The sequence below is a fragment of the Streptomyces sp. 71268 genome, from assembly GCF_029392895.1.
Taxonomy (GTDB): Bacteria; Actinomycetota; Actinomycetes; order Streptomycetales; family Streptomycetaceae; genus Streptomyces.
The window spans coordinates 704,243-726,660 of the sequence record NZ_CP114200.1 but is presented as its reverse complement, the minus strand read 5'-3'; the positions used below and the strand labels follow the sequence as shown (position 1 = coordinate 726,660).

General features: G+C 74.8%; 9 protein-coding genes (1 of these 9 cut by a window edge). 7 read left to right on the top strand and 2 right to left on the bottom strand.

What is annotated here, in order from left to right:
* Positions 1-151: 151 nt before the first annotated feature.
* Positions 152-1,042 (bottom strand): SDR family oxidoreductase, encoded by an 891-nt coding sequence (locus OYE22_RS02465; RefSeq protein WP_277323952.1) that lies wholly within the window; start codon positions 1,040-1,042, stop codon positions 152-154.
* Between the two features lie 576 nt (positions 1,043-1,618).
* On the opposite strand from OYE22_RS02465, the gene OYE22_RS02460 reads away from it, so the two are divergent.
* Positions 1,619-2,671 carry a 2,3-butanediol dehydrogenase gene (locus tag OYE22_RS02460; RefSeq protein ID WP_277318852.1) on the top strand — a complete coding sequence of 351 codons (1,053 nt, stop codon included), beginning with the start codon at positions 1,619-1,621 and terminating at the stop codon, positions 2,669-2,671.
* A gap of 443 nt (positions 2,672-3,114) precedes the next feature.
* Here OYE22_RS02460 and OYE22_RS02455 read toward each other — a convergent pair whose 3' ends face one another.
* Positions 3,115-4,437 carry a SidA/IucD/PvdA family monooxygenase gene (locus tag OYE22_RS02455; protein WP_277318851.1) on the bottom strand — a complete coding sequence of 441 codons (1,323 nt, stop codon included), beginning with the start codon at positions 4,435-4,437 and terminating at the stop codon, positions 3,115-3,117.
* 136 nt (positions 4,438-4,573) lie between these two features.
* On the opposite strand from OYE22_RS02455, the gene OYE22_RS02450 reads away from it, so the two are divergent.
* The 6 genes from OYE22_RS02450 to OYE22_RS02425 form a co-directional block, all read left to right on the top strand.
* Complete coding sequence (locus tag OYE22_RS02450) at positions 4,574-5,530, top strand: methionyl-tRNA formyltransferase (protein ID WP_277318850.1); 957 nt, start codon at positions 4,574-4,576, stop codon at positions 5,528-5,530.
* 141 nt (positions 5,531-5,671) lie between these two features.
* On the top strand, positions 5,672-6,688 hold the full coding sequence (locus OYE22_RS02445; RefSeq protein ID WP_277323950.1) for an iron chelate uptake ABC transporter family permease subunit: 1,017 nt from the start codon (positions 5,672-5,674) through the stop codon (positions 6,686-6,688).
* Positions 6,685-7,839 carry an iron chelate uptake ABC transporter family permease subunit gene (locus OYE22_RS02440; RefSeq protein WP_277318849.1) on the top strand — a complete coding sequence of 385 codons (1,155 nt, stop codon included), beginning with the start codon at positions 6,685-6,687 and terminating at the stop codon, positions 7,837-7,839. The genes OYE22_RS02445 and OYE22_RS02440 overlap by 4 nt, the downstream gene beginning before the upstream one ends.
* 122 nt (positions 7,840-7,961) lie before the next feature.
* Complete coding sequence (locus OYE22_RS02435) at positions 7,962-8,180, top strand: MbtH family protein (protein ID WP_277318848.1); 219 nt, start codon at positions 7,962-7,964, stop codon at positions 8,178-8,180.
* On the top strand, positions 8,177-10,183 hold the full coding sequence (locus OYE22_RS02430) for a multicopper oxidase domain-containing protein (protein ID WP_277318846.1): 2,007 nt from the start codon (positions 8,177-8,179) through the stop codon (positions 10,181-10,183). Before OYE22_RS02435 ends, OYE22_RS02430 begins: the two co-directional genes overlap by 4 nt.
* Before the next feature lie 156 nt (positions 10,184-10,339).
* A protein-coding gene (locus tag OYE22_RS02425) for a non-ribosomal peptide synthetase (protein ID WP_277318845.1) crosses the window boundary here: on the top strand, positions 10,340-22,418 show its 5' portion. It continues 5,573 nt past the right edge of the window; 12,079 of the gene's 17,652 nt are visible here — the first part of the coding sequence; the start codon lies at positions 10,340-10,342; its stop codon lies beyond the right edge, outside the window.

The window sequence follows — 22,418 nt, the reverse complement described above, 5'->3', positions numbered from 1 at the left end:
ACCCACGCGTGGCCAGGGACGGCGCGGTCATGGGTTGTTCCTGAGCTGGGGGCAGGTGAACGGCGCGGTCACGGCGAAGAGGGCCCGCGGGCGAGGGGCGGAGCGCGGGGAGTGATCACGACGCCGGTGCCCGGCCGCGATCAGGGCCCGCTCAGCTCGTCACCGGGTTCGTGCCCCCGGCCAGCATCTGAGCGGTCGGGTCCGGTCCGTGGCGCCCGTCGAACGCTTCGTAGGCGTCCTCGATCTCGGCGTGCGCACGGCGGGCCAGCGTTCCCCACTCACGGTGGGTGACGATGGCGAACTGGTTGCCCTGGATGGCTTCGACGACCTGTTCGCCGACGCGGTCGGGGTCGGCGCCCGCGGCGAGTACCGCGTGGTTGGCCTCGGTGACCTCGCGATTCAGCTGCCTTCCGAGCAGTCTGGCCTCAGCCTCGCCGGCGGTGAAGTTGATGCGGGTGGCGACGGTCCCGGGGATGAGCAGGGAGACTCCGACGTTGCTGTCACACAGTTCCTCGCGCAGCACCATCGTGAAGCCGACGCTGGCGAACTTCGACGCGGTGTAGGCCCCCACGTTGGCCATCGGCACCAGTCCGGAGATCGAGGCCGTGTTGAGGATGTGGGCTCGGGTGCCGCGGCCCTTGAACCGGGGCAGGAAGGTCGACACGCCAAGGAACTGGCCGTCGATGTTCACCGCGAGCACCCACCGCCAGATTTCGAGCGGCGTCTCCTCGATCGGACCGCCGCCGTTCACGCCGGCGACGTTGCACAGGATCGAGATCGGCCCGAGCGCCTCCTCGGCCCGGTCGGCCGCCGTCGCCCAGCTCTTCTCGTCGCTCACGTCGAGCCGTACGGCCGTCACGGTTCCGCCCGCGTCCGTCAGTTCCTTGGCTGCCTCGGCGAGCCGTCCCTCGTCGACATCGCTCAGCGCGACCTTCGCGCCCGCGGCCACGAGCGCCCGTGCGACGCCGAGGCCAATCCCTGACGCCCCGCCCGTGACGAACGCGGCTTCACCTGCCGGCCAGTCCATGATGTGCCCCTTCACCTCGTCCAACCGCTCACAGTCCGCCGGTGAGCCGCGTCCATGGTGGGCAGGGGGCACCGGAGCAGGGCACCGCCGTTCGCCGCGGATGTCAGCCGATCAACCCGCCGTTCGAGCACATCGTCCTGGTGCGAGGGTCCAGGGCCGCCCCATGGAGGGCCGAGCCCAGGGGGCTGCGGCCAGCCGAGCGGCCGTGCCGCGGCCGGTGCTGCTTGACGGCGGCGGGCAGTCCCGCCCATGGGCGTCCTGTTCCCTGAAAGGCGCCGAACCCATCCGTGCCCCTGACCGCGCGAACGGCGGGCAGAACCCGTTGAATCAGCCGCGTCCGGCGGTGGGCCCGCGACATCAGCGCGCGCGACGATGGCGGACGGAGAACGCAACCGCGCGGCGGGCGCGCACACGGTCGGCTGGTCCGATGTCCCACGGCCGCGATACAGCGCACGTGCGGTATGCGGACGAGGGTGCGCCACCAGCCCACGACTACCGAACGGGGCACGCCCTCCCAACGCGCGAGGCGGTGCGCGCCGGTCCCACCACAGTGGCCGGCGATTCCCGTACCGTCAGGAAAGGAGCACCACAATGAAGGCAGCCCGGTTCTACGGCAAGGAAGACCTCCGCATCGAGGAGGTGCCGGAGCCAACCCCGGGCCCCGGGCAGGTGAAGCTGCGCAACGCCTACGCCGGCATCTGCGGCTCTGACCTCCACTTCTTCTTCTACCCCGAGTCGCTGCCGTTCGCCCTGGACGAGCCGCATCCCCTGACTGGCGCCACGCTGCCGCAGATCCTCGGCCACGAGTTCTCCGGCACCGTCGTCGAGGTCGGCGAGGGGGTGACGGACGTGAGTGTCGGCGACCGCGGCGCCGTCTACCCGCTCGCGGTCTCCTGTGGCACGTGCGCGGCGTGCCGCAAGAACCTGCCCTTCTCCTGCCCGCTGATGGGCTCGCTCGGTTCCAACGTCACCGGCGGCGGCCTGGCGGAGTACGTCACCCTCGATGCCACCAAGCTGCACCTGCTGCCGGACAGTGTGGACCTGAGGATGGGGGCGCTCGTCGAGCCGATGGCGGTGGCCTGGCATGCCGTCTCGCGCAGCGGCGTCGAACCGGGCGGCACGGCGCTCATCGCAGGCGCCGGCCCGATCGGCATCGGCTCCTGGTTCGCGCTCAAGGCGCGCGGTGTGGACAAGGTGCTGGTGTCCGAGCCGAGCGCGGACCGCCGGGCCATCATGTCCGCTCTGGGAGCGCGGGTCGTGGACCCGGTGAACGAGGACCTTCCGGCCGCCGTCGCCTCGCTTACGCGCGGTGACGGTGTGGACATCGCGGTGGACGCCGCGGGTGCGGGCCCGGCGCTCTCCTCCGCCCTGGCGGGCCTCGCTCCCGGCGGCCGGCTCGTGGTTCCCGCGCTGCACGAGCACCCGACACAACTCCAACCCACCCAACTCATGATGGCCGAGACAGAGATCGTCGGCGCGGTCGGATACCGGCCGGCGGAGTTCGACGCGGTCATCGCGGCCATGGCCGACGGGTTCTACGACACCACCGGTTGGGTGCGGGAACTGCCCCTTGAGGGCGTCTTCGACGCCCTCCGCTCGCTGCGTGGCGGGATCGGCGGGAAGATCCTCCTGAAGATCGGCTGACCCCCTCCCTGGCCGGGGTACGGACGGTCTCGACGGCGCCGTCCGTACCCCGGCCAGGCGGTGCGTTGAACGGTCCGGGCCGTATACCGGCAAGGCAGCGTTACGGCCGAGGCGGACGCGGCCATGAGAGGGCCTCGGGGTCCCTACGGATAGCCAGGTGACGGCGAGTTGGGCGTTGACGGTGGTACGTCGAGCGCTGTCCAGCGCCCCGCACGCGGCTGTGACCGAGAGGGAATGCGGGGTCGCGAGGTGGGCCGGGATGGTCGCGCGCGGGGCCGTCCGCAGGTGTGTGGGCAACAGCCGCACCTGACACCGTGTTTGGGTTCGGCGCGCCCCGCCGCCTCTCCGGCGTGTGGGAGAGGGGCGTGGGGCGCGCCGGGCCGCGTGGGGGTGTCGCCGTTCGGTCGTACGGCGAGCGGCGGACGGTGGGCGTTGGGGGCGGGTCAGACCCGGGGTCTGGACGGCTCTGGTCGGTGGCGGCGGCTGAGGAGGGAGTCGAGTATCTCGCCCACCCTGACGGCCGTGTGGGACAGCAGGGTGGAGGTGATGCCGTGGGTGTGTTCGGTGGAACCCTGGAGGTAGATGCCCGCCGACACGTGGTCGGCGACGGCCACCCGGTGGTCGCGGGTGACGTTCAGCTCGCCCCGCTCGTCGCGCAGGCACAGCGCGCCCGCCTCGCCGAGCAGCGGGCCGGGGTCCGGCGGCTGGTAGCCCGTGGCGTACACCAACAGGTCGGCCTCAAGCACCTGTTGCTCGCCGGTGGGGAGGAACTCCACGGTCACGCGCAGGCCGTCGGCGTCGGATTCCACGGAGCGCAGCCGGGACACGTTGAGCATCCGCAACCGCTCCTTGCCCTGGACGCGCTCCTGGTACTGGGTGCGGTAGAGGGTCTCGATCAACTCGATGTCGACGGCGGAGTAGTTGGTGCTGCGGTGGTAGCCGAGCAGGGACTCCTTCACCTCGGTCGGCGCCTGGTAGTAGGCGTCCACCGCCTCCGGGTCGAAGATCCGGTTGGCGAACGGGCTGTCGTCGGCCGGTGTGTAGCCGTACTTGGCGAACACCGCGCACACCTCCGCGTCGGGGAAGGCGCGGTGCAGGTAGCCGACGGTCTCGGCGGCGGACTGGCCGGCGCCGAGCACGACGACGCGGCGCATCGGTCGTCCCGCCAACTCGGCCACCCGGGGCACCAGATCACGGTTGTGCAGGACGCGGTCCGACAGCGGCGCGCCCTCGGGCAGGCGGTGTCGCATGCCGGTGGCCAGACAGATGTCGCGGGCGCGCCGCACGTGCAGGGTGTCACCCTCGCGGCTGGTCACGTCGAAGTAGCGCACCTCGCCGTCGACCGTCACCGGTGTCACCGCGACCACTTCGGCCGAGTAGTCCACCAGGTGGGCCAGCCGGCCGGCCGCCCACTCGAAGTAGTCGTGGAACTCGATACGGAGCGGAAAGAGGGTCTTCTGGTTGAGGAAGTCCACCAGGCGCCCCTGTTCCTTGAGGTAGCACAGGAAGCTGTAGTCGCTGGTGGGGTCCCGCATGGTGACCAGGTCCTTCGGAAAGGACACCTGCATGGTCGCGTCGTCGATGAGCATTCCCCGGTGCCAGCCGAACGCGGCCTGTTTTTCGAGGAATCGGGCGTGGATGCGATCCGTGGTCCCGGCGTGAGTGTTGTGCTCCTCAATCGCGATGGCGAGCGCCAGGTTGGACGGCCCAAAGCCGATTCCTAGCAGGTCATGGATGGTTTCCGTGTCGCGGCTGACATGGTTCAACGCAGCATCGCCTCCCTAGCCGGGGCAATCCTAGGTAAGGTTAGCCTTGCCTTGCAACGACGGAGTGGCTCGTTCAGGTCACACCGTCCCGGCTGGCGTATGACGGAGCGTCATCCAATTCCAAGGGAGCTGCTGTATGCGGATCGCCATGTTCGGCTACCAGACCTGGGGGCACCGCACGCTGCGTGCGCTGCTGGATTCGGGACACGAGGTATGCCTGGTGGTGACCCACCCCAAGAGCGACCACGTGTACGAGAAGGTGTGGGACGACTCGGTGGCCGACCTGGCGGCCGAGCACGGGGTCCCGGTCGTACTGGCCAACCGGCCCGACGCCGAACTGGTCACGACCCTTGGCGAGCTGGCCCCCGACCTGATCGTGGCCAACAACTGGCGCACCTGGATACCGCCGGAGATCTTCGACCTGCCCCGGCACGGCACCCTGAACGTGCACGACTCGCTGCTGCCCGGCTACGCCGGCTTCTCGCCGATCATCTGGGCGCTCATCAACGGCGAGCCCGAGGTGGGCGTCACCGCGCACCGGATGGACGCCACCCTGGACGCCGGTGACATCCTGCTCCAGCGCTCCGTGCCGGTGGGCCCCACCGACACCGCCACCGACCTCTTCCACGCCACGGTGGACCTGATCGCCCCGATCGTCACCGAGGCCCTCGAACTGATCGAGTCGGGCAAGGCGGAGTGGACGCCGCAGGACCCCTCGAAGGCCAGCTTCTTCCACAAGCGGGCGCTCGAAGACAGCCGGATCGACTGGAGTTGGCCGGCGGAGGACCTGGAGCGGCTGGTGCGGGCCCAGTCCGACCCGTACCCCAACGCCTTCACCTACCACCGGGGGCAGCGGCTGCGGATCGTCTCCGCGGGGCTCTCGAAGGGCGCGTACGGCGGCACACCGGGGCGGATCTTCATCAAGGAGGGTGACGGCGTGGTCGTCGTGGCCGGCTCCGAGGCCCGCCGTGGGCGCGGCCGGGGGTTGCTGGTCAAGCGCGTACGCACCGAGGACGGCACGGAGTTGGCGGCCACCGACTACTTCCGCACCATGGGTGGCTACCTGGGCGGCCAGCCGCGGACGGCTGGGTGAGTCACCGCCGTGGCACAGTCAACCGCCGGGCCGTCGGGCCCGGCCCGAGGCCCGGGTGCCGTGGCCGCGCCGTCGACGACCGGCAGCCCCGGGCCGGGACGTGACCGGGCCCGGGCCGGCGTCGGCGGCGGCCGGGAGGCCGTGTCCGAGGGCGGCGCGGGCCGCGCCGCCCTGCGCGGCGGCGGACTGCTGGTCCTGGGCGGGCTGCTCCTGCTGCTGACGGTGGTCAGCACGTGGGTGGGGACCAAGGACACCTCGCTGGCCGAGGTGTGGCGGGCACTGTGGTCCGACGACGGCTCGTACGCCACCGAGGTGATCAGGGAGCTGCGGCTGCCGCGCACCATGGTGGGCCTGATGGCCGGCGCCGGGCTCGGCGCGGCCGGGGCGATCATGCAGTCGCTGACCCGCAACCCGCTGGCCGACCCGGGTCTGTTGGGGGTGAACGCCGGCGCGTCGGCGGCCGTGGTCTTCGGGCTCGGCGTGGTCGGTGTGAGCGGCTACCCCACGCTGGTCTGGTTCTCCTTCGTCGGGGCCGCGCTGACCACGGTCGTCGTCTACGTGCTGGGGGCCTCCGGGCGCGGTGGCGCCTCGCCGGTGCGGCTCGCGCTGGCCGGCGCCGCGATCAGCGCCAGCCTGAGCGGGCTGATCGCCGGGCTCACCGTCTTCGACGCGGCCACCTACGACTACCTGCGGTTCTGGATGGTCGGCTCGCTCGCGGGGCGGTCCTCGGACCTGGTGCCGCAGATGCTGCCGTTCGTGGTGGTGGGGCTGGTGATCGCGTTGCTGTTGGCCCGGCCGCTGAACGCGCTGGCGCTCGGCGACGACCTCGGGCGGGCGCTGGGCGCGCGGATCGCGCGGACCCGGCTGCTCGGGGTCGTCGCGGTGACCCTGCTCACCGGGACGGCCACGGCCGCGGCCGGCCCGATCGGCTTCGTGGGCCTGGTCATTCCGTTGGTCGCGCGCTGGTTCACCGGCCCTGACCTGCGCTGGGTGCTGCCGTACTCGATGCTGCTGGCGCCCTGTCTGCTGCTCGGCGCCGACATCGTGGGGCGCGTGGTGCTGCCACGGGGCGAGTTGGAGGTCGGCGCGGTGACCGCCGTGATCGGGGCGCCGGTGTTCATCGCGATGGTGCGGCGCCGCAAGGAGGTGGCGCTGTGACGGTCACGGACGTGGCGCCCCCCGCGCGCGAGCGGGCCGGAAAGGTCGGTGCGGGCACCCGGCCGGTGCGCCTGTGGTCGGGCCGGGTCTCCTTCCGTACGCACCCGCGCACCGCCTGGGTGTGCGGCGTCGGCCTGCTGGTCAGCGGGTTGCTGCTGACCGTGAGCCTGTGCGTGGGGGCCTATCCGGTGCCGGTGCCCGACGTGGCGCGGGCCCTGTTCGTCGGCACCGGCGATCGGCTCGCGGTGCACTTCGTCAACCAGGAGCGGCTGCCACAGGCGCTGCTCGCGGTCCTGGTGGGCGGGGCGCTGGGGATCAGCGGGGCCGTCTTCCAGAGCCTGTCCCGCAACCCGCTGGCCAGCCCGGACGTCATCGGCTTCAACAGCGGGGCGGCGACCGGCGCCATCGTGGTCATCGTCGCCTTCGGTGGGAGCGCGGCCCAGGTGGCCACGGGCGCCATCGGCGGCGGGCTGCTGACGGCGCTGGTGGTGTACCTGCTGGCCAGCAAGGGCGGGGTGCACGGGGTGCGGTTGGTGCTGATCGGGCTCGGGGTCACCGCGATGCTCGGATCGGTCAACTCGTACCTGCTCACCCGCTCCACCCTCAACAGCGCGCAGAACGCGCACATCTGGCTCATCGGCACGCTCAACGGCCGGACCTGGGGCGCGGTGCAGACGATGGTCATCGCGCTGCTCGTGCTGCTGCCGGCGACCGTGCTGCTCGGGCGGCAACTGCGCATGCTGGAGCTGGGGGACGAACTGGCCAGTGGTCTCGGGCTGCGGGTGGACCGGGCCCGGCTGGCGCTGACGGTGCTCGGCATCGGGCTGTGCGGGGTGGCGGTGGCCAGCGCGGGGCCGGTGCCCTTCGTAGCCCTGGCCGCCCCGCAGATCGCCGCCCGGCTGACCAGGTCGCCCGGGGTGAGCGTGGCCGCTGCGGGGGTGACGGGGGCCGCCCTGCTGTCGGCCGCGCACCTGGCGTCGAACCAGTTCTTCGCCGTGCTGGCGTGGGTGGGGGACCGGGTGTCGTGGCTCGCGGTGGTGGACGACAGTCAGCGCAACAGCCAGTTGCCGGTGGGGGTGACGACGGCCGTGCTCGGCGGGCTCTATCTCGCCTGGGTGCTGTTCAACCGGCGCGGCGAGGGACGGCGTTAGCCGTTCCGCGATGTGAACCAGCACTCCTTTTCGGCTCTTGAAGCGGACGAAAAACTAAGGTTAGGCTTACCTAAATAGCAGGTCCCGGGTGTTGCGGGCCCGCCGACGACGTGGAGGTTTCGGTGACCAATCCGTTCGAGGACGAAGACGGTGTGTACCTGGTGCTCGTCAACGACGAGGGCCAGCACTCGCTGTGGCCCAACTTCGTTGACGTACCCGAGGGTTGGACCGTCGTCCACCCCGAGGACACCCGGCAGGCGTGCCTGGACTACATCGAGCAGAACTGGACCGACCTGCGGCCCAAGAGCCTCATCGCGAGCATGGCCGACGACCCGTCATGAGCTTCGCGCCAAAGCCCCGTAGCGGCCTGGGCAGACGGCACTTCCTCGCCGGCGCCGGCGCGGTCGGCGGACTCGCCATCGGGGTCGCGGCGGCGGTACCGGGGGCCTCGGCGGCGCGCGCCGCCGGCCCCCGGCCCGACCTGATGACCGCCGCGCTCGGCACCCCCGTACGGGACCTGCCGCACCTGCCGGCCACCCGCCCGGCGGGCGCCGACGCGGCCCGGGCGGCGGCCCCGCGAACCCTGAGACCCTTCCTCGACCCGCTGCCGATCCCGCGTGTGCTGCGCCCGCGCGGGACGCTCACACTGCCGCTGGAGCGGGCCCGGGTACGGCTGCACCGGTCTCTGCCCGCCACCCACCTGTGGACCTACGGCGGCAGCCACCTCGGGCCCACCATCGAGGTGCGGCGCGGCCGGCGGCTGCGGGTCGCCTGGGAGAACCACCTCGAAGGAGACTTCCCGGTGACCGCGGTCCGGGTGCCCTTCGCGTACGACCCCGAGCAGCCGCTGATGTGGGACCGGCCGGGCCGCGAGGGCGGCGCGCCCCGTAAGGAGGTCGCCGCGCTCCCACCGTGGGCCGTGGTCCACCTGCACGGGGCGGTCACCGGCGGTGGCAACGACGGCTGGGCCGAGAACGCGGTCTCACCCGGCCACGCCCAACTCGCCGAGTACCCCAACGACCAGCCCGCCGGCCACTTCTGGTACCACGACCACGCCATGCACATCACGCACCTGAACGTGATGACCGGGCTCGGCGCCGGCACCTACCTCATCCGCGACGAGGAGGAGGACGCCCTGGACCTGCCGGCGGGCGACTACGAGATACCCCTGGTCTTCTACGACCGCAACCTCGACGCCGACGACAGCGGCGAACTGACCGGGGACCTGCTCTACAAGGGCATCGTCGTCGCCGACGACCCGTACGAGCTGGTCCGGCCCTTCACCGGCCCCTTCACCCTCGTCAACGGGGTCATCTGGCCACACCTGGACGTCGAGGCCCGCTGGTACCGCTTCCGGGTCCTGAACGCCGCCAACAACCGGCCCTACCGGCTGCGCGTCGTGGACGAGGACGACAAGCCCATCCCGGCGGGCGCCTTCCTGCAGATCGGCGGGGACGCGGGCCTGCTGCCGAAGCCCGTACCGCTGGGCGAGGGCATCACCCTCACCCCGGCCGAACGCGCCGACCTGCTGGTGGACTTCCGCGCGCTGCGCGGGCGCAGGCCGCGGCTGGTCAACGCGCTGCCCGAACCGGGCGCCAGGCCCGACATGATGGAGTTCCGCGTCGCCTCGCGCGCCAGCCACGGCGGCGCCACCGCCCCCGCGCCGGGCGCGACCCTCTCGCCCTCCTACCGCCGGCGCAACGAGGCGGACGTGGCCGACGCCACCCAACGCATGGTCGTGGTCACGCCGGTCTACCCGAAGGACCCGGAGCTGTGGGAGATGGAGCGCGTCAAGGCGCCCGACGGGCCCTTCCCCATCGACGGCGTGATCCAGTTCGAGCACCCCGACGGCACCGTGCACACCTACAAGCGGGTCTCCAGCACCTTCGACGACCCGGTGCGCTTCACCGTGCCCAGCGGCGCCACCGAGCGCTGGAGCTTCCTCAGCCTGGAGAAGTCCGAGGGCAGCTACCCGCACCCGATGCACCTGCACGCGGTCGCCTTCCAGGCCCTCGGCCGGGACCGGTACGACGTCAGCAGCTTCGAGTTCTTCGAACTGCCCGGCGGCGGCTACGGCGCCGGCACCACGTCACCCCTCAAGCGCAAGGGGAGCGGCACGCTCACCCCCGGCGAACGCGGACCGAAGGACGTCATCAGCCTCGGACCCGGCGAAATGGTCAACGTGGCCGCCGAGTTCACCGGTCCCGCGGGCCGCTTCATGCACCACTGTCACATCTACGAGCACGAGGACATGATGATGATGCGCCCCTTCGTCATCATGCCGCCCGAGGTGCTCGCCGCCGCGCCGCCCGGCCACGGCGCCGGCCCGGCCCACGGCCACTAGCCCGCGCCTCGAAGTCCCCGGGTCCACCCACCGCCGCACGGCGCCACCGCGCACCCCGTCGCCCGCCCCCGGGTGGACGGTTCCCTCCGCGCGCCCGGCCACCGCCGCGCCCCACCCCGTCATGGCCGTACGAGCTGTACCGCTGGGAGATTCCGCATGAGTCAACGCCGCGCCACCCGCCTGCCGCTCACCGCGGCCCAGCTCGGACTGTGGTCCGCCCAGCAACTCGACCCGGCCAGCCCCGCCTACCTCACCGCGGAGTACGTCGAGATCCGGGGCGCGCTGGACGAGCGGGCGTTCCTCGCGGCGCTGGAGCGAACCATCGCCGAGGCGGACGGGCTCGCGGTGCGCTTCGTCGCCGAACCTGAAGAGGTCGGACAAGCGCGTAATTTGACGTCTAGTCAGCTACCTGTCGGCTCTCGTGGTCCCGGGGGAGCGGTGGTCTGGCAGGAGCTGGGGGGAGTGCCGCCCGCGCCGCCGCTACGCGTCGACCTGCGGGGCGAGGCGGACCCGGACGCGGCGGCCGTGGCGTGGATGGACGCGGACCGGGCGGCGCCGGTCCACCTGGAGGGCGGCGACCTGGTGCGGCACGCGCTGCTGTGGGTCGGTGAGGAGCGCTGGTTGTGGTACCACCGCTGCCACCACATCCTCCTCGACGGCTACGGCTTCTTCCAGTTGGCCCAGCGCGTCGCCGCCGTCTACGAGGCGTTGGCGGCCGGCGCTACGCCACTCGCCAGCCCCTTCGGGTCGATCCGCGACGCGGTCGCCGCCGACCAGGCGTACGAGGGCTCCGACGCGCAGCGGGCCGACGCCGCGTTCTGGCACGACCTGCTCGCCGACCGGCCCCGGCCGACCTCGCTCACCGAGCGCACCGCGGCCCCCGGGCACACCTTCCTGCGGCACCGCGCGCGGCTGGACGCGGACCAGGCCGCCGCGCTGGAACGCTTCGCCAGGGCGTGCCGCGCCTCGTGGCCCGAGGCGGTGTTCGCGGCCAGCGCGCTCTACCTCGCCCGCCTCACCGGCACCCACGACGTCGTGCTCGGGCTGCCGGTGATGAACCGCACCGGCACGCCGCTGGCCCGGGTGCCCGCCACCGCCGTCAACGTCGTACCGCTGCGCGTCCCCGTCACCGAGGGCGCCCCGCTGGCCGCCCAGGTGCGCCGGGTGACCGAACTGCTGCGTGCCCAGCGCCGCCACCAGCGCTACCGGGGTGAACAACTTAGGCGCGACCTCGGCCTGTTCGGCGCCGGACGCAGACTGGTCGGGCCGCAGATCAACGTCAAGCCCTTCCCGCCCGAGCTGCGCTTCGGCGCCGCCACCGGCACGACGCACTACCTGGCCGCCGGCGCCGTCGACGACCTGACGCTGACCGTCAGCGGCATGCCCGCCGGCGGCCTCGCGCTCACCCTGGACGCCAACCCCGCGCTGTACTCGGCGGCCGAACTCGCCGCGCACACCGAGCGCTTCACCGCGCTGCTTGCACGTCTCGCGCGGTCCGACGCCACGGCGCCCACCGGTTCGATCGGCACGCTGGCCCCGGCCGAGCGCCGTCGGGTGCTCACCGACTTCAACGCCCCGGGCGCCGGCGGCCAGGCGGGCGCCGACCTGGACGCCGCCCTGGCCGCCTGGGCCCGGGAGCGGCCGGACGCGGTGGCCGTACGCGGCGGCGACCAGGTGGTCACGTACGCCGAACTCGACGGGAGAGTCGACGAGTTGAGCCGGCGGCTGCGAGTGCACGGGGCCGGGCCCGGGCGCTTGGTGGCCGTGGCGCTGCCCAGGACGCCCGCCCTGCTGGTCGCGCTGCTCGCGGTGGTGCGCAGCGGCGCCGGCTACGTGCCCGTTGACCCGGACTACCCCGCCGACCGGATCGGGCACATGCTGCGCGACGCGGCCCCGGTCGCCGTGGTCAGCGACCCACACGCCGTGGGCGCGGCCTGCGCCACGGCGATGGCCGCCGGCCCGTGGCCGGTGCTGACCCCGGAGCCGACCCCCGGCGCGCCGGCGCCCCAGCGCGCGCCCGGCGGCGACGCGGCGCCTGCGGCGCCTGCGGTGACGGCGCACGGCGAGCACCCCGCCTACGTCGTCTACACCTCCGGCTCCACCGGCCTGCCCAAGGGCGTGGTCGTGCCCCGGCGCGCGCTGGCCAACCTGCTGGCCGCCCTGCGCGCGGAGCTGCCCCTCACGGCCGAGGACCGGCTGCTCGCGGTGACCACCGTCTCCTTCGACATCGCCGCCCTGGAGCTGTTCGCCCCGCTGCTGGCCGGCGGCACCGTGCTGCTGGCCGCCGCCGAGCAGGTGCGCGACCCGTTCCTGCTGCGCGACCTGATCGACGCCACCCAGCCGACGGTTATGCAGGCCACGCCGTCGCTGTGGCGGGCCCTGACCGACGCCGCGCCCGAGGCCGTGGTCGGCCTGCGGGTGCTGACCGGCGGCGAGCCGCTGCCGCCGGACCTCGCCGGGCGGCTGGCCGGGCTGGCCGTGTCGGTGGTCAACCTGTACGGGCCGACCGAGACCACCATCTGGTCCACCACGGGCGAGGTGAGCCACACGCCGTGCATCGAGACCACCGCGCCGACCGCGCCGCACGCCGGCGGCCCGATCTGGAACACCCGCCTGTACGTGCTCGACGCCGCGCTCACGCCGCTGCCCCCGGACGCGACCGGCGAGCTGTACATCGCGGGCACCGGCGTCGCGCTCGGCTACCTCGGGCGGCCCGGGCTGAGCGCCGAGCGGTTCGTGGCCGACCCGTTCGGGCCGGCGGGCTCGCGCATGTACCGCACCGGCGACCTGGCCCGCTGGCGCGCCGACGGCACCCTGGACCTGCGCGGCCGGGTGGACCAGCAGCTCAAGGTCCGCGGCCACCGCGTCGAACCGGGCGAGATCGAGGCGGTCCTCCTCACCTATCCGCTGGTGCGCGAGGCCGCCGTGGTCGCCAGGCCGCTGGGCGAGGCGCGTGAGGAGGGCGCGGCGCTCGCGCTGGTGGCGTACTGCGTTCTGACGGGGCAGGCAGAGCAGGCGGGAAAGGCGGGTGCCGGGGGCTCCGCCCCGGCCGAGGTCGACGCGGCGCTGCGGGCGCACCTGGCCGGCGCGCTGCCCGGGTACGCCGTGCCCGAACTCCTGGTGCCGCTGGCCCGGTTGCCCCGCACCCCCAACGGGAAGCTCGACCGCAACGCCCTGCCCGCTCCCGGGGCGCGGGCGCGGCCCGCCGGCCGGGCCCCGGCGACCGACGCCGAGCGTCTGCTGTGCGGCCTGTTCGCGCGAGTGCTTGGGCTGCCCGAGATCGGCGCCGACGACGACTTCTTCGCCCTGGGCGGCCACTCGCTGACCGCCGCCCGGGTGGTGGCCGCGCTGCGTGCCGAGGCCGGCACGGAGCTGCCCGTACGCGCCCTGTTCGACCACCCCAGCGCGGCGGCCCTGGCCGGCGCGCTGGAGCGGGCCCGCGCCGCCCGCGCGCCGCTCACCGTCCAGCCGCGCCCGGCCCGCCCGCCGCTGTCGGCCGGCCAGCGCCGGCTGTGGTTCCTGCACCAGGCCGACGGCCCGACGGCCACCTACAACGTGCCGCTCGCGGTGCGCGTCAACGGCCCGCTCGACCCGGCCGCGCTGCGCGCCGCCCTGCGCGACCTGACCGAGCGGCACGAGGTGCTGCGCACCGTCTTCCCCGCCGTGACCGGTGCCGACGCCGAGCCGTACCAGCGGGTGCTGCCCGCCCCGCAGGCCGTCCCGTTGACCGTGACGAGCGTCGCCGACGGCGCGTTGGAGCGGGCCGTCGCGGAAGCGGCGCGCCAGCCCTTCGCCATCGAGCGCGAACTGCCGCTGCGCGCCCACGTCTTCTCGCTCGCCCCCGAACGGCACACCCTGCTGCTCGTACTGCACCACATCGCCGGCGACGAGTGGTCGCTGCCGCCGCTGCTGCGCGACCTGGCCGCCGGCTACCGCGCCCGCCTCGCCGGGGCCGCGCCCGCCACCGCGCCGCTGCCCGTGAGCTACGTCGACTACGCGCTGTGGCAGCGCGCGGGGGCCGCCGAACGGCAGGCCGAGTCCCTCGCGTACTGGCGCGCGCGGCTGGCCGGCGCCCCGGAGCGGCTGGCCCTGCCGTGGGCCCGGCCCCTGCCCCAGCACCCCACCGGCCGTGGCGACGTGGAGCGCTTCACCATCGACCCACGGGTCCACGCCCGGGTCAGGGAGCTGGCGCTGCGCACCCGTACCAGCACCTTCATGGTGGTGCACGCCGCGCTGGCCGCCACCCTCTCCCGGCTCGGCGCGGGCCAGGACATCCCCGTCGGGGTGCCGGTCGCCGGGCGCGGCGACGCGGCCCTGGACGACCTGGTGGGCTTCTTCATCAACACCCTGGTGCTGCGCGTCGACCTGAGCGGCCAACCCACCTTCCTCGACCTGCTCGCCCAGGTGCGGGAGATGGACCTGGCGGCCATGGCGCACCAGGAGGTGCCCTTCGAGCGCGTGGTCGAGGAGCTGAACCCGACCCGTGGCCGGGAGCTGAGCCCGCTGTTCCAGGTGCTGCTCGCGGTCCGCGAGGAGTTCGCGGCGGGCGAGCCGTTCCCCGGCCAGGACGGGCGCCCGCGTCTGGTGGAGACCGGCACGGCCAAGTTCGACCTCCAGATCACGGTCACCGAGGACGTGGCCGCCGGCCGCGCGAGCGGCCAGGTCGAGTACGCCAGCGACCTGTTCGAGGCGTCCGACGTGCGACGGCTGGTAGCCGCGCTGTTGCGGCTGCTGGACGCGGTGACCGAGCGCCCGGAGTCCGTCGTCGCCACCATGGACGTCACGGGCCCGGCCGAGCGACGCCGGCTGCTGGCCGCGCCCGGTGGCGCCGAACGCCAGGTGCCTCCGGCCGGCATCGCCGATTTGGTCGCCGCCCAGGCGGCCCGCACCCCGGACCGCACCGCCCTGCTGTCCGGCCGCGACCGGCTCGACTACCGCGAACTCGACGCCCGCGCGGCCCGGTTGGCCGGCCTGCTGGCCGCGCGCGGCGCGGGCCCCGGCGACCTGGTGGGCGTGCTGCTGCCGCGCGGCGCCGACCTGCTGGTCACGCTGCTCGCGGTGGCCCGCACCGGCGCCGCCTACCTGCCGCTTGACCCCGACTTCCCCGCCGAGCGGATCGCGTACATGCTCGCCGACGCCGCCCCGGCCCTGCTGGTCACCGACCGGGCCACCACCGCCGGTGCCGCCCTGCCCGACGACCTGGAAACGCTGCCCGGGGGCCGGCCGATCGTGCTGGACGACGGAGCGACCGCCGCGCCGCTGGCCTCGGCCGAGCCGCTGACCCGGCCCCGCGCCGCGCACCCGCAGCACGGCGCGTACGTCATCTACACCTCGGGCTCCACCGGCCGCCCCAAGGGCGTGGTCGTGCCCCGCGCGGCCGTCGCCAACCTCCTCGCCTGCCTGCGCGCGGAACTCGGCCTCACCGGCGACGAGCGGCTCCTCGCGGTGACCACCGTCGGCTTCGACATCTCCGTGCTCGAACTCTTCCTGCCGCTGACCAGTGGCGGCACCGTCGTGCTGGCCAGCCGCGCCGAGGTGCGCGACCCCGCGCTGCTCGCCGCCCTGCTGCGCACCAGCGGCGCCACCCTCGCGCAGGCCACGCCCTCGCTGTGGCGCGCGCTGCTTGAAGCCGACCCCGAGGCGCCGCGCGGCCTGCGCGTGCTCAGCGGCGGCGAGGCGCTGCCGCCCGACCTGGCGTCGGAGTTGGTCGCGCTCGGTGGGCGGGTGGTCAACCTGTACGGGCCGACCGAGACCACCATCTGGTCCACCGCCGCCGTCATCGGGCCAGACGAGGCCGGCGCGCCGCCGGTCGGCCGCCCGCTGTGGAACACCCGCGCCTACGTCCTGGACCGCGCGCTGGCCCCGGTGCCCGCGGGCCTGACCGGCGAGCTGTACCTGGCCGGCGCCGGCGTGGCCCGCGGCTACCTGGGCCGGGCCGCGCTCAGCGCCGAGCGCTTCGTGGCCGACCCGTACGGCGCGCCCGGCCAGCGGATGTACCGCACCGGCGACCTGGCCAGGCAGCGCCCCGACGGCACCCTTGAGGTGGTCGGCCGCGCCGACCAGCAGGTCAAGATCCGCGGCCACCGGGTGGAGCCCGGCGAGGTGGAGGCGGCGCTGCGCGCCGACGCCCGGGTGCGCGACGCCGCCGTCCTGGCCACCGAGGCCGGCGCGCCGGCGGGCGGCGGCGCGCGCCTGGTGGGTTACGTCGTGGGGCCGGCCGACGCCGCGGCCCTGGCCGACGTGCGCGCGGGGTTGGCCGCCGCGCTGCCCGACCACCTGGTGCCCGCGCTGCTGGTGCCGCTCGATGAGCTGCCGCGTACGCCGAACGGCAAGCTGGACCGCGCCGCGCTGCCCGCCCCCCGGTTCGACGCGGTCGCCGGGCGCGCGCCCACGGGCCAGCGCGAGGAGTTGCTGGCCGGCCTGTTCGCGCGGGTGCTCGGGCTGTCCGGGGTCGGCGCCGACGACGACTTCTTCGCCCTCGGCGGCCACTCGCTGCTCGCCGCCCGGCTGGCCGCCGGGGCGCGCGCGCTCGGGCTCGACGTCTCCGTACGCGCCGTCTTCGAGGCCCCCACCGTGCGCGCGCTGGCCGCGCTGGCCGCCGCCGACCGGCCGGCGGCGCCCGCGCTGACCGCCCGGCCGCGACCGGAGCGGCCACCGCTGTCCCCGGCCCAGCGCCGGCTGTGGTTCCTGCACCGGCTCGCCGCCCCGGGCGCCGCCTACCACCTGCCCTTCGTGCTCACCCTGACCGGCGACGCGGACCCCGAGGCGCTGCGGGACGCGGTCGGCGACCTGATGGGCCGGCACGAGGTGCTGCGCACGGTGTTCGCGCAGACCGACGAGGGCCAGCCGTACCAGCGCGTCGCCACCGACTGGCGGCCGCCGTTCGAGGTGCGGACCGTCGCCGCCGCCGATCTGGAGGCCACCCTCGACGCGCTGGCCCGCCGGCCGTTCGACCTGGCGGCGGAGTTCCCGCTGCGGGTGAGCGTGGTGCGGAGCGAGGGCACGTGGACGGTGCTGCTGTTGCTGCACCACATCGCCGCCGACGAGTGGTCGGTCGAGCCGCTGCTCACCGACCTGTCCGCCGCCTACGCCGCCCGCCGCGCCGGCCGCGCCCCCGACCACGCGCCGCTGCCCGTGCAGTACGCGGACTACGCGGCCTGGCAGCGGGACCTGCTCGACGGGCCGACCTGGGACGGGCAACTGGCGTACTGGCGTGCCGCGTTGGACGGCGCGCCGCGCGTGCTTGAGCTGCCGGCCGACCGGCCGCGGCCCGCGGTGCCCAGCGGGCGTGGCGGCTTCGTCCCGTTCGAGGTGCCAAAACCCACGGTCACGGCGCTGCGCGCGCTGGCCCGCGAGCGGGGCGTGACCCCGTTCATGGTGGCCCAGGCCGCCCTCGCCGCGCTGCTGCACGCGCTCGGCGCCGGCGACGACATCCCGCTGGGCGTGCCCACCGCGGGCCGCGACGACCCGCACACCGAGCGGCTCGTCGGCTTCTTCGTCAACACCCTGGTGCTGCGCACCGACCTGAGCGGCAACCCCACCTTCGCCGACCTCCTCGCCCGGGTGCGACGCGGCACGCTCGACGCGTTCGACCACGCCCAGGTGCCCTTCGAGCGGGTGGTCGAGGAGCTGAACCCGGACCGCTCCCCGGCGGCCAACCCGCTGTTCCAGGTGATGCTGACCTACCAGAGCCGCGCCGAGCCGCCGTTCGCCGCCGAGGGCGCCGAGGTGGACTTCGCGCTGCGCGAGACGGACACTGCCAAGTTCGACCTCATCGTCGGCTTCACCGACCACGCCGGGACCGGCGCGCTGACCGGGGCGATCAACTACGACGCCGACCTGTTCGACCGCTCGACCGCCGCCGACATCGCCGCGCGCCTGGTCCGGCTGCTGACCCAGGCCGTCGACCGGCCCCAAGTGCCGGTGACGCGGCTGGCCGTGACCACCGCCGCCGAGCGGCACACCCAGCTCACCGAGTGGAACCCCACCGGCGAGCACGACGGCGAGCCCGACCTCGTCGAACGCTTCGCCGCCGTGGTGCGGGCCCACCCCGACGCGCCCGCCGTCAGCCACGCCGGGCACACCCTCAGCTACCGCGAACTGGACGCCGCTTCCCGCCGCCTGGCCACCCGCCTCACCGACCGGGGCGTGGGCCCCGAGGACCGCGTCGCCCTGCTGCTGCCCCGCTCACCGCTCGCGGTCGTGGCCATCGTGGGCGTGCTGCGCGCCGGGGCCGCGTACGTGCCCATCGACCCGCGCCACCCGGCCGACCGGATCGCGTACACGCTCGCCGACGCCGCCCCGGCGGCCGTCCTCACCACGGCCGAGCACGCCGGGGCCGATGCCCTGCGCGGCCACCCGGTGCTGACGCTGACCGAGGACGGCGACCACCTCGCGGCCGAGGGCGCGCCCCCCGCGCGCACCAGCGCCCCTGCCCCCGCGCACCCCGACCACGCCGCGTACCTCATCTACACCTCGGGCTCCACCGGCCGCCCCAAGGGCGTGGTGGTCTCCCGGCGCAACATCACCCGCCTCTTCGACGCCACCCGCGAGCGCTTCGCGTTCGGGCCCGAAGACGTGTGGACGATGTTCCACTCCTACGCCTTCGACTTCTCCGTCTGGGAGCTGTGGGGCGCCCTGCTGCACGGCGGCCGGCTCGTCATCGTCCCGCACGACACCGCGCGCTCCGCCCCGGACATGCTGCGCCTGCTCGCCGACGAGGGCGTGACCGTCCTCAGCCAGACGCCGTCCGCCTTCTACCAGCTCACCGACGCGCTGGGCGACGCCGCCCCGCCGGCCTCCGTGCGCTGGGTCGTCTTCGGCGGCGAGGCCCTCGACCCGCGCCGCGCCGCCCCCTGGGCGGCCAGGCCGGGTGGGCCATGGCTGCTGAACATGTACGGCATCACCGAGACCACCGTCCACGTCACCGAACACGAACTGACCGGGCGTGAGGTCGCCGCGCTCGACGCCGAGGCGGCCAGCCCCATCGGCCGGGCCATCGACGACCTGCGCCTGTACGTCCTGGACGACGGGCTGCGGCCGGTGCCGCCGGGCGTGCGCGGCGAGTTGTACGTGGCCGGCGGCGGCCTCGCCCGAGGCTACCTGCGCCGCCCGGGCCTGACCGCAAGCCGATTCGTGGCCAACCCCTTCGGGCCGCCCGGCAGTCGGCTCTACCGCAGCGGCGACCTGGTGCGCTGGTCGCGCGACGGGGTGCTGCGCTACCTGGGCCGCGCCGACGACCAGGTCTCGGTGCGCGGCTTCCGGGTGGAGAGCGGCGAGGTCGAGGCGGTGCTGCTCGCCGTCGCCGGCGTGCGCGCGGCGGCCGTGGTGCTCCGCACCGACCTGCCCACCGGCGAGGGCCTCGTCGCCTACGTGGTCACCGACCCGACGGACCCCGCCGCCACCCGCCGCCCCGACCCGACGGACGCCGCCGCGCTGCGCGCCGCGTGCGCCGCCGCGCTACCCGAGCACATGGTGCCCGCCGCCTTCGTCACCCTGGACCGACTGCCGCTCACCACCAACGGCAAGCTCGACCGGGCCGCGCTGCCGCCGCCCACCCGCGCGCCGGCCACGCCCGGACGGGCGCCGCGCACGGCGCGCGAGAAGGCGCTCAGCGCCGCGTTCGGCCAGGTGCTCGGCGTCCCGCCGGTGGGCCTGGACGACAACTTCTTCGCCCTCGGCGGCCACTCGCTGCTGGTCACCCAGCTCGTCGGGCGCATCCACGCCGACCTGGGCGTACGCCTGCCCGTCCGGGCCCTGTTCGAGGCCCCCACGGTCGCCGCCATCGCCGAACGCGTCGCCGCCGACGACCGGGCCGAGCGCGCGCCCCGGCCCGCGCTGACCGCCGCGCCCACCCGGCCGGACCCGCTGCCGCTGTCGCCGGCCCAGCGGCGGCTGTGGTTCCTGCACCGGCTCGCCGGCTCCGGCACCACGTACACCGTGCCGCTCGTGCTGCGCACCCGCGACCGGCTCGACCCGACCGCGCTACGCGCCGCGCTGGCCGAACTGGTCACCCGGCACGAGGTGTTGCGCACCGTCTTCCCCGAGCGCGACGGCCGCGCGACACAGCGCGTGCTCACCCCCGAGGAGGCGGCACCCACCCCGCACACCGGCGAGGTCGCGGCCGACGCGGTCACGGCCGAGGTGCGGCGGCTGGCCGCGTACGAGTTCGACCTGGCCACCGAACCCCCGCTGCGGGTCCACCTGTTGCACACCGGGGACGGCGAGAGCGTCCTGGTGCTGGTCCTGCACCACATCGCCTGCGACGAGTGGTCGGTGGGGCCGCTGGTCGCCGACCTGGCCGCGCTCTACGCGGCCGGCCTGCCCGGCGCGACCAGCGCGGTGCCGCCCGCGCCGGCCGTGCGGTACGCCGATTACACGCTCTGGCAGGCCACCGCCCTGGCCGACCGGGAGGAGGCGCTGACCACCTACTGGCGCACGGCGCTGGCCGGGGCCCCGGAGGAGATCCCGCTGCCCCTCGACCGGCCCCGGCCCACCGAGGTGGACCAGCGCGGCGACTCCGCGGAGTTCACCATCGACGCGCCGGCCCACCGCGCGGCGGCCTCCCTCGCGGCCGAGTCGGGGGCGACGCTGTTCATGGTGGTCCAGGCGGCCTTCGCCGCGCTGCTGACCGCCCACGGCGGCGGCACCGACCTGCCGATCGGCACCGTCGTCAGCGGGCGCGCCGACCAGGCCCTCGCCGACCTGGTCGGCCTGGTCTCCAACACGGTCGTGCTGCGCACCGACACCTCGGGCGACCCCACCTTCCGGGAGCTCGTCGAGCGGGTGCGCGCGGTGGACCTGGACGCCTTCGACCACGCCGAGATGCCCTTCGAGCGCCTGGTGGACCGGTTGAGCCCGGAGCGTTCGCTGTCCCGGCACCCGCTGTTCCACGTCGCCCTGGTACACCAGAACGCGCCGCGCCGCACCGTCGCGCTCGGCCCCGCGCGGGCCACCGTGGAGCTGGTCGAGACCCGGGGCGCCAAGTGGGACCTGACCCTGGCCGTCGTCGAGGAGCACGGCCGGCACGGGCTGCGCGCGGCGTTCAACTACCGCACCGCGCTGTTCGACCGGGCCACCGTACGAGCCCTCGCCGACCGACTGTGCGCCCTGCTCGACTGGGCCTGCCACCACCCCGACACGCCCCTGAGCGCCGCGAGCCTGCTGACCGCCGCCGACCGGCGACGGGCGCTCACCGACTGGAACGACACCGCCCGCGCGCTGCCCCCCGCGACCCTGCCCGACCTGGTCCGCGCGCAGGCCGCCCGCACCCCGGCCGCGACCGCCCTCGTCGTGGGCGAACAGAGCTGGAGCTACGCGGAGTTCGACGCGGCCGCCGACGCCCTCGCGCACCTGCTCGCCGCCCCCGACACCGGCGCCGGCCACGGCGCCCGGCTCGGCCGTGGCGACGTGGTGGCCGTCGCGCTGCCGCGCTCGGCCGCCCTGGTGCTGGCCGTGCACGCCGCGCAGCGGGTCGGTGCCGCCTACCTGCCCGTCGACCCGGAGCTGCCGCGCGAGCGGGCCGCCGCCCTGGTGGCCGACGCGGGCGCCGGCGCCCTGGTGACCACGCCGGAGCTGGCCGAGCGGTGGTTCCCGGAGGCGAGGGGCGTGGGCCGGTGGGCCGTGGCCGACGGCGCAGGGGCGGACGGCGCCGCGCTGCCGCTGCTGCGGCTGAGCACGCCACCCGAACCCACCCCCGCCGACGCGCGAGCGCCGGAACTGACCGCGCCGCGCCCCGGCGACGCGGCATACCTCATCTACACCTCCGGCTCCACCGGCCGCCCCAAGGGCGTGCTCGTCACGCACGACGCGATCGCGAACCGGCTGCGCTGGATGCGGCACGCCTACCCGATCGGCGCCGACGACCGGGTGCTGCACAAGACGCCGGCCGGCTTCGACGTGTCGGTGTGGGAACTGTTCTGGCCCCTGCTCGCCGGCGCCACGCTCGTCGTCGCCGGCCCCGACGACCACCGCGACCCGGCCACCATCGCCGCCCTCGTCCGCGACCGGGCGATCACCACCGCGCACTTCGTGCCCTCCATGCTCGCCGCGTTCACGGCCGTCGCCGACCCGGCCGACTGCGCCAGCCTGCGCCGCGTGTACGCCAGCGGCGAGACGCTGCCGCCGGCCGCCGTCGCCACCTGGCGACGCCTGGCCCCGCACGCCGAACTACACAACCTGTACGGGCCCACCGAGGCCGCCGTGGACGTCACCGCCTGGCGGACCGAGGCGGCCG

Bases quoted from the DNA above. Each gene is read 5' to 3' on its own strand.
- OYE22_RS02460 (WP_277318852.1), top strand. From the start codon at position 1,619: ATGAAGGCAGCCCGGTTCTACGGCAAGGAAGACCTCCGCATCGAGGAG.
- OYE22_RS02450 (WP_277318850.1), top strand. From the start codon at position 4,574: ATGCGGATCGCCATGTTCGGCTACCAGACCTGGGGGCACCGCACGCTG.
- OYE22_RS02430 (WP_277318846.1), top strand. From the start codon at position 8,177: ATGAGCTTCGCGCCAAAGCCCCGTAGCGGCCTGGGCAGACGGCACTTC.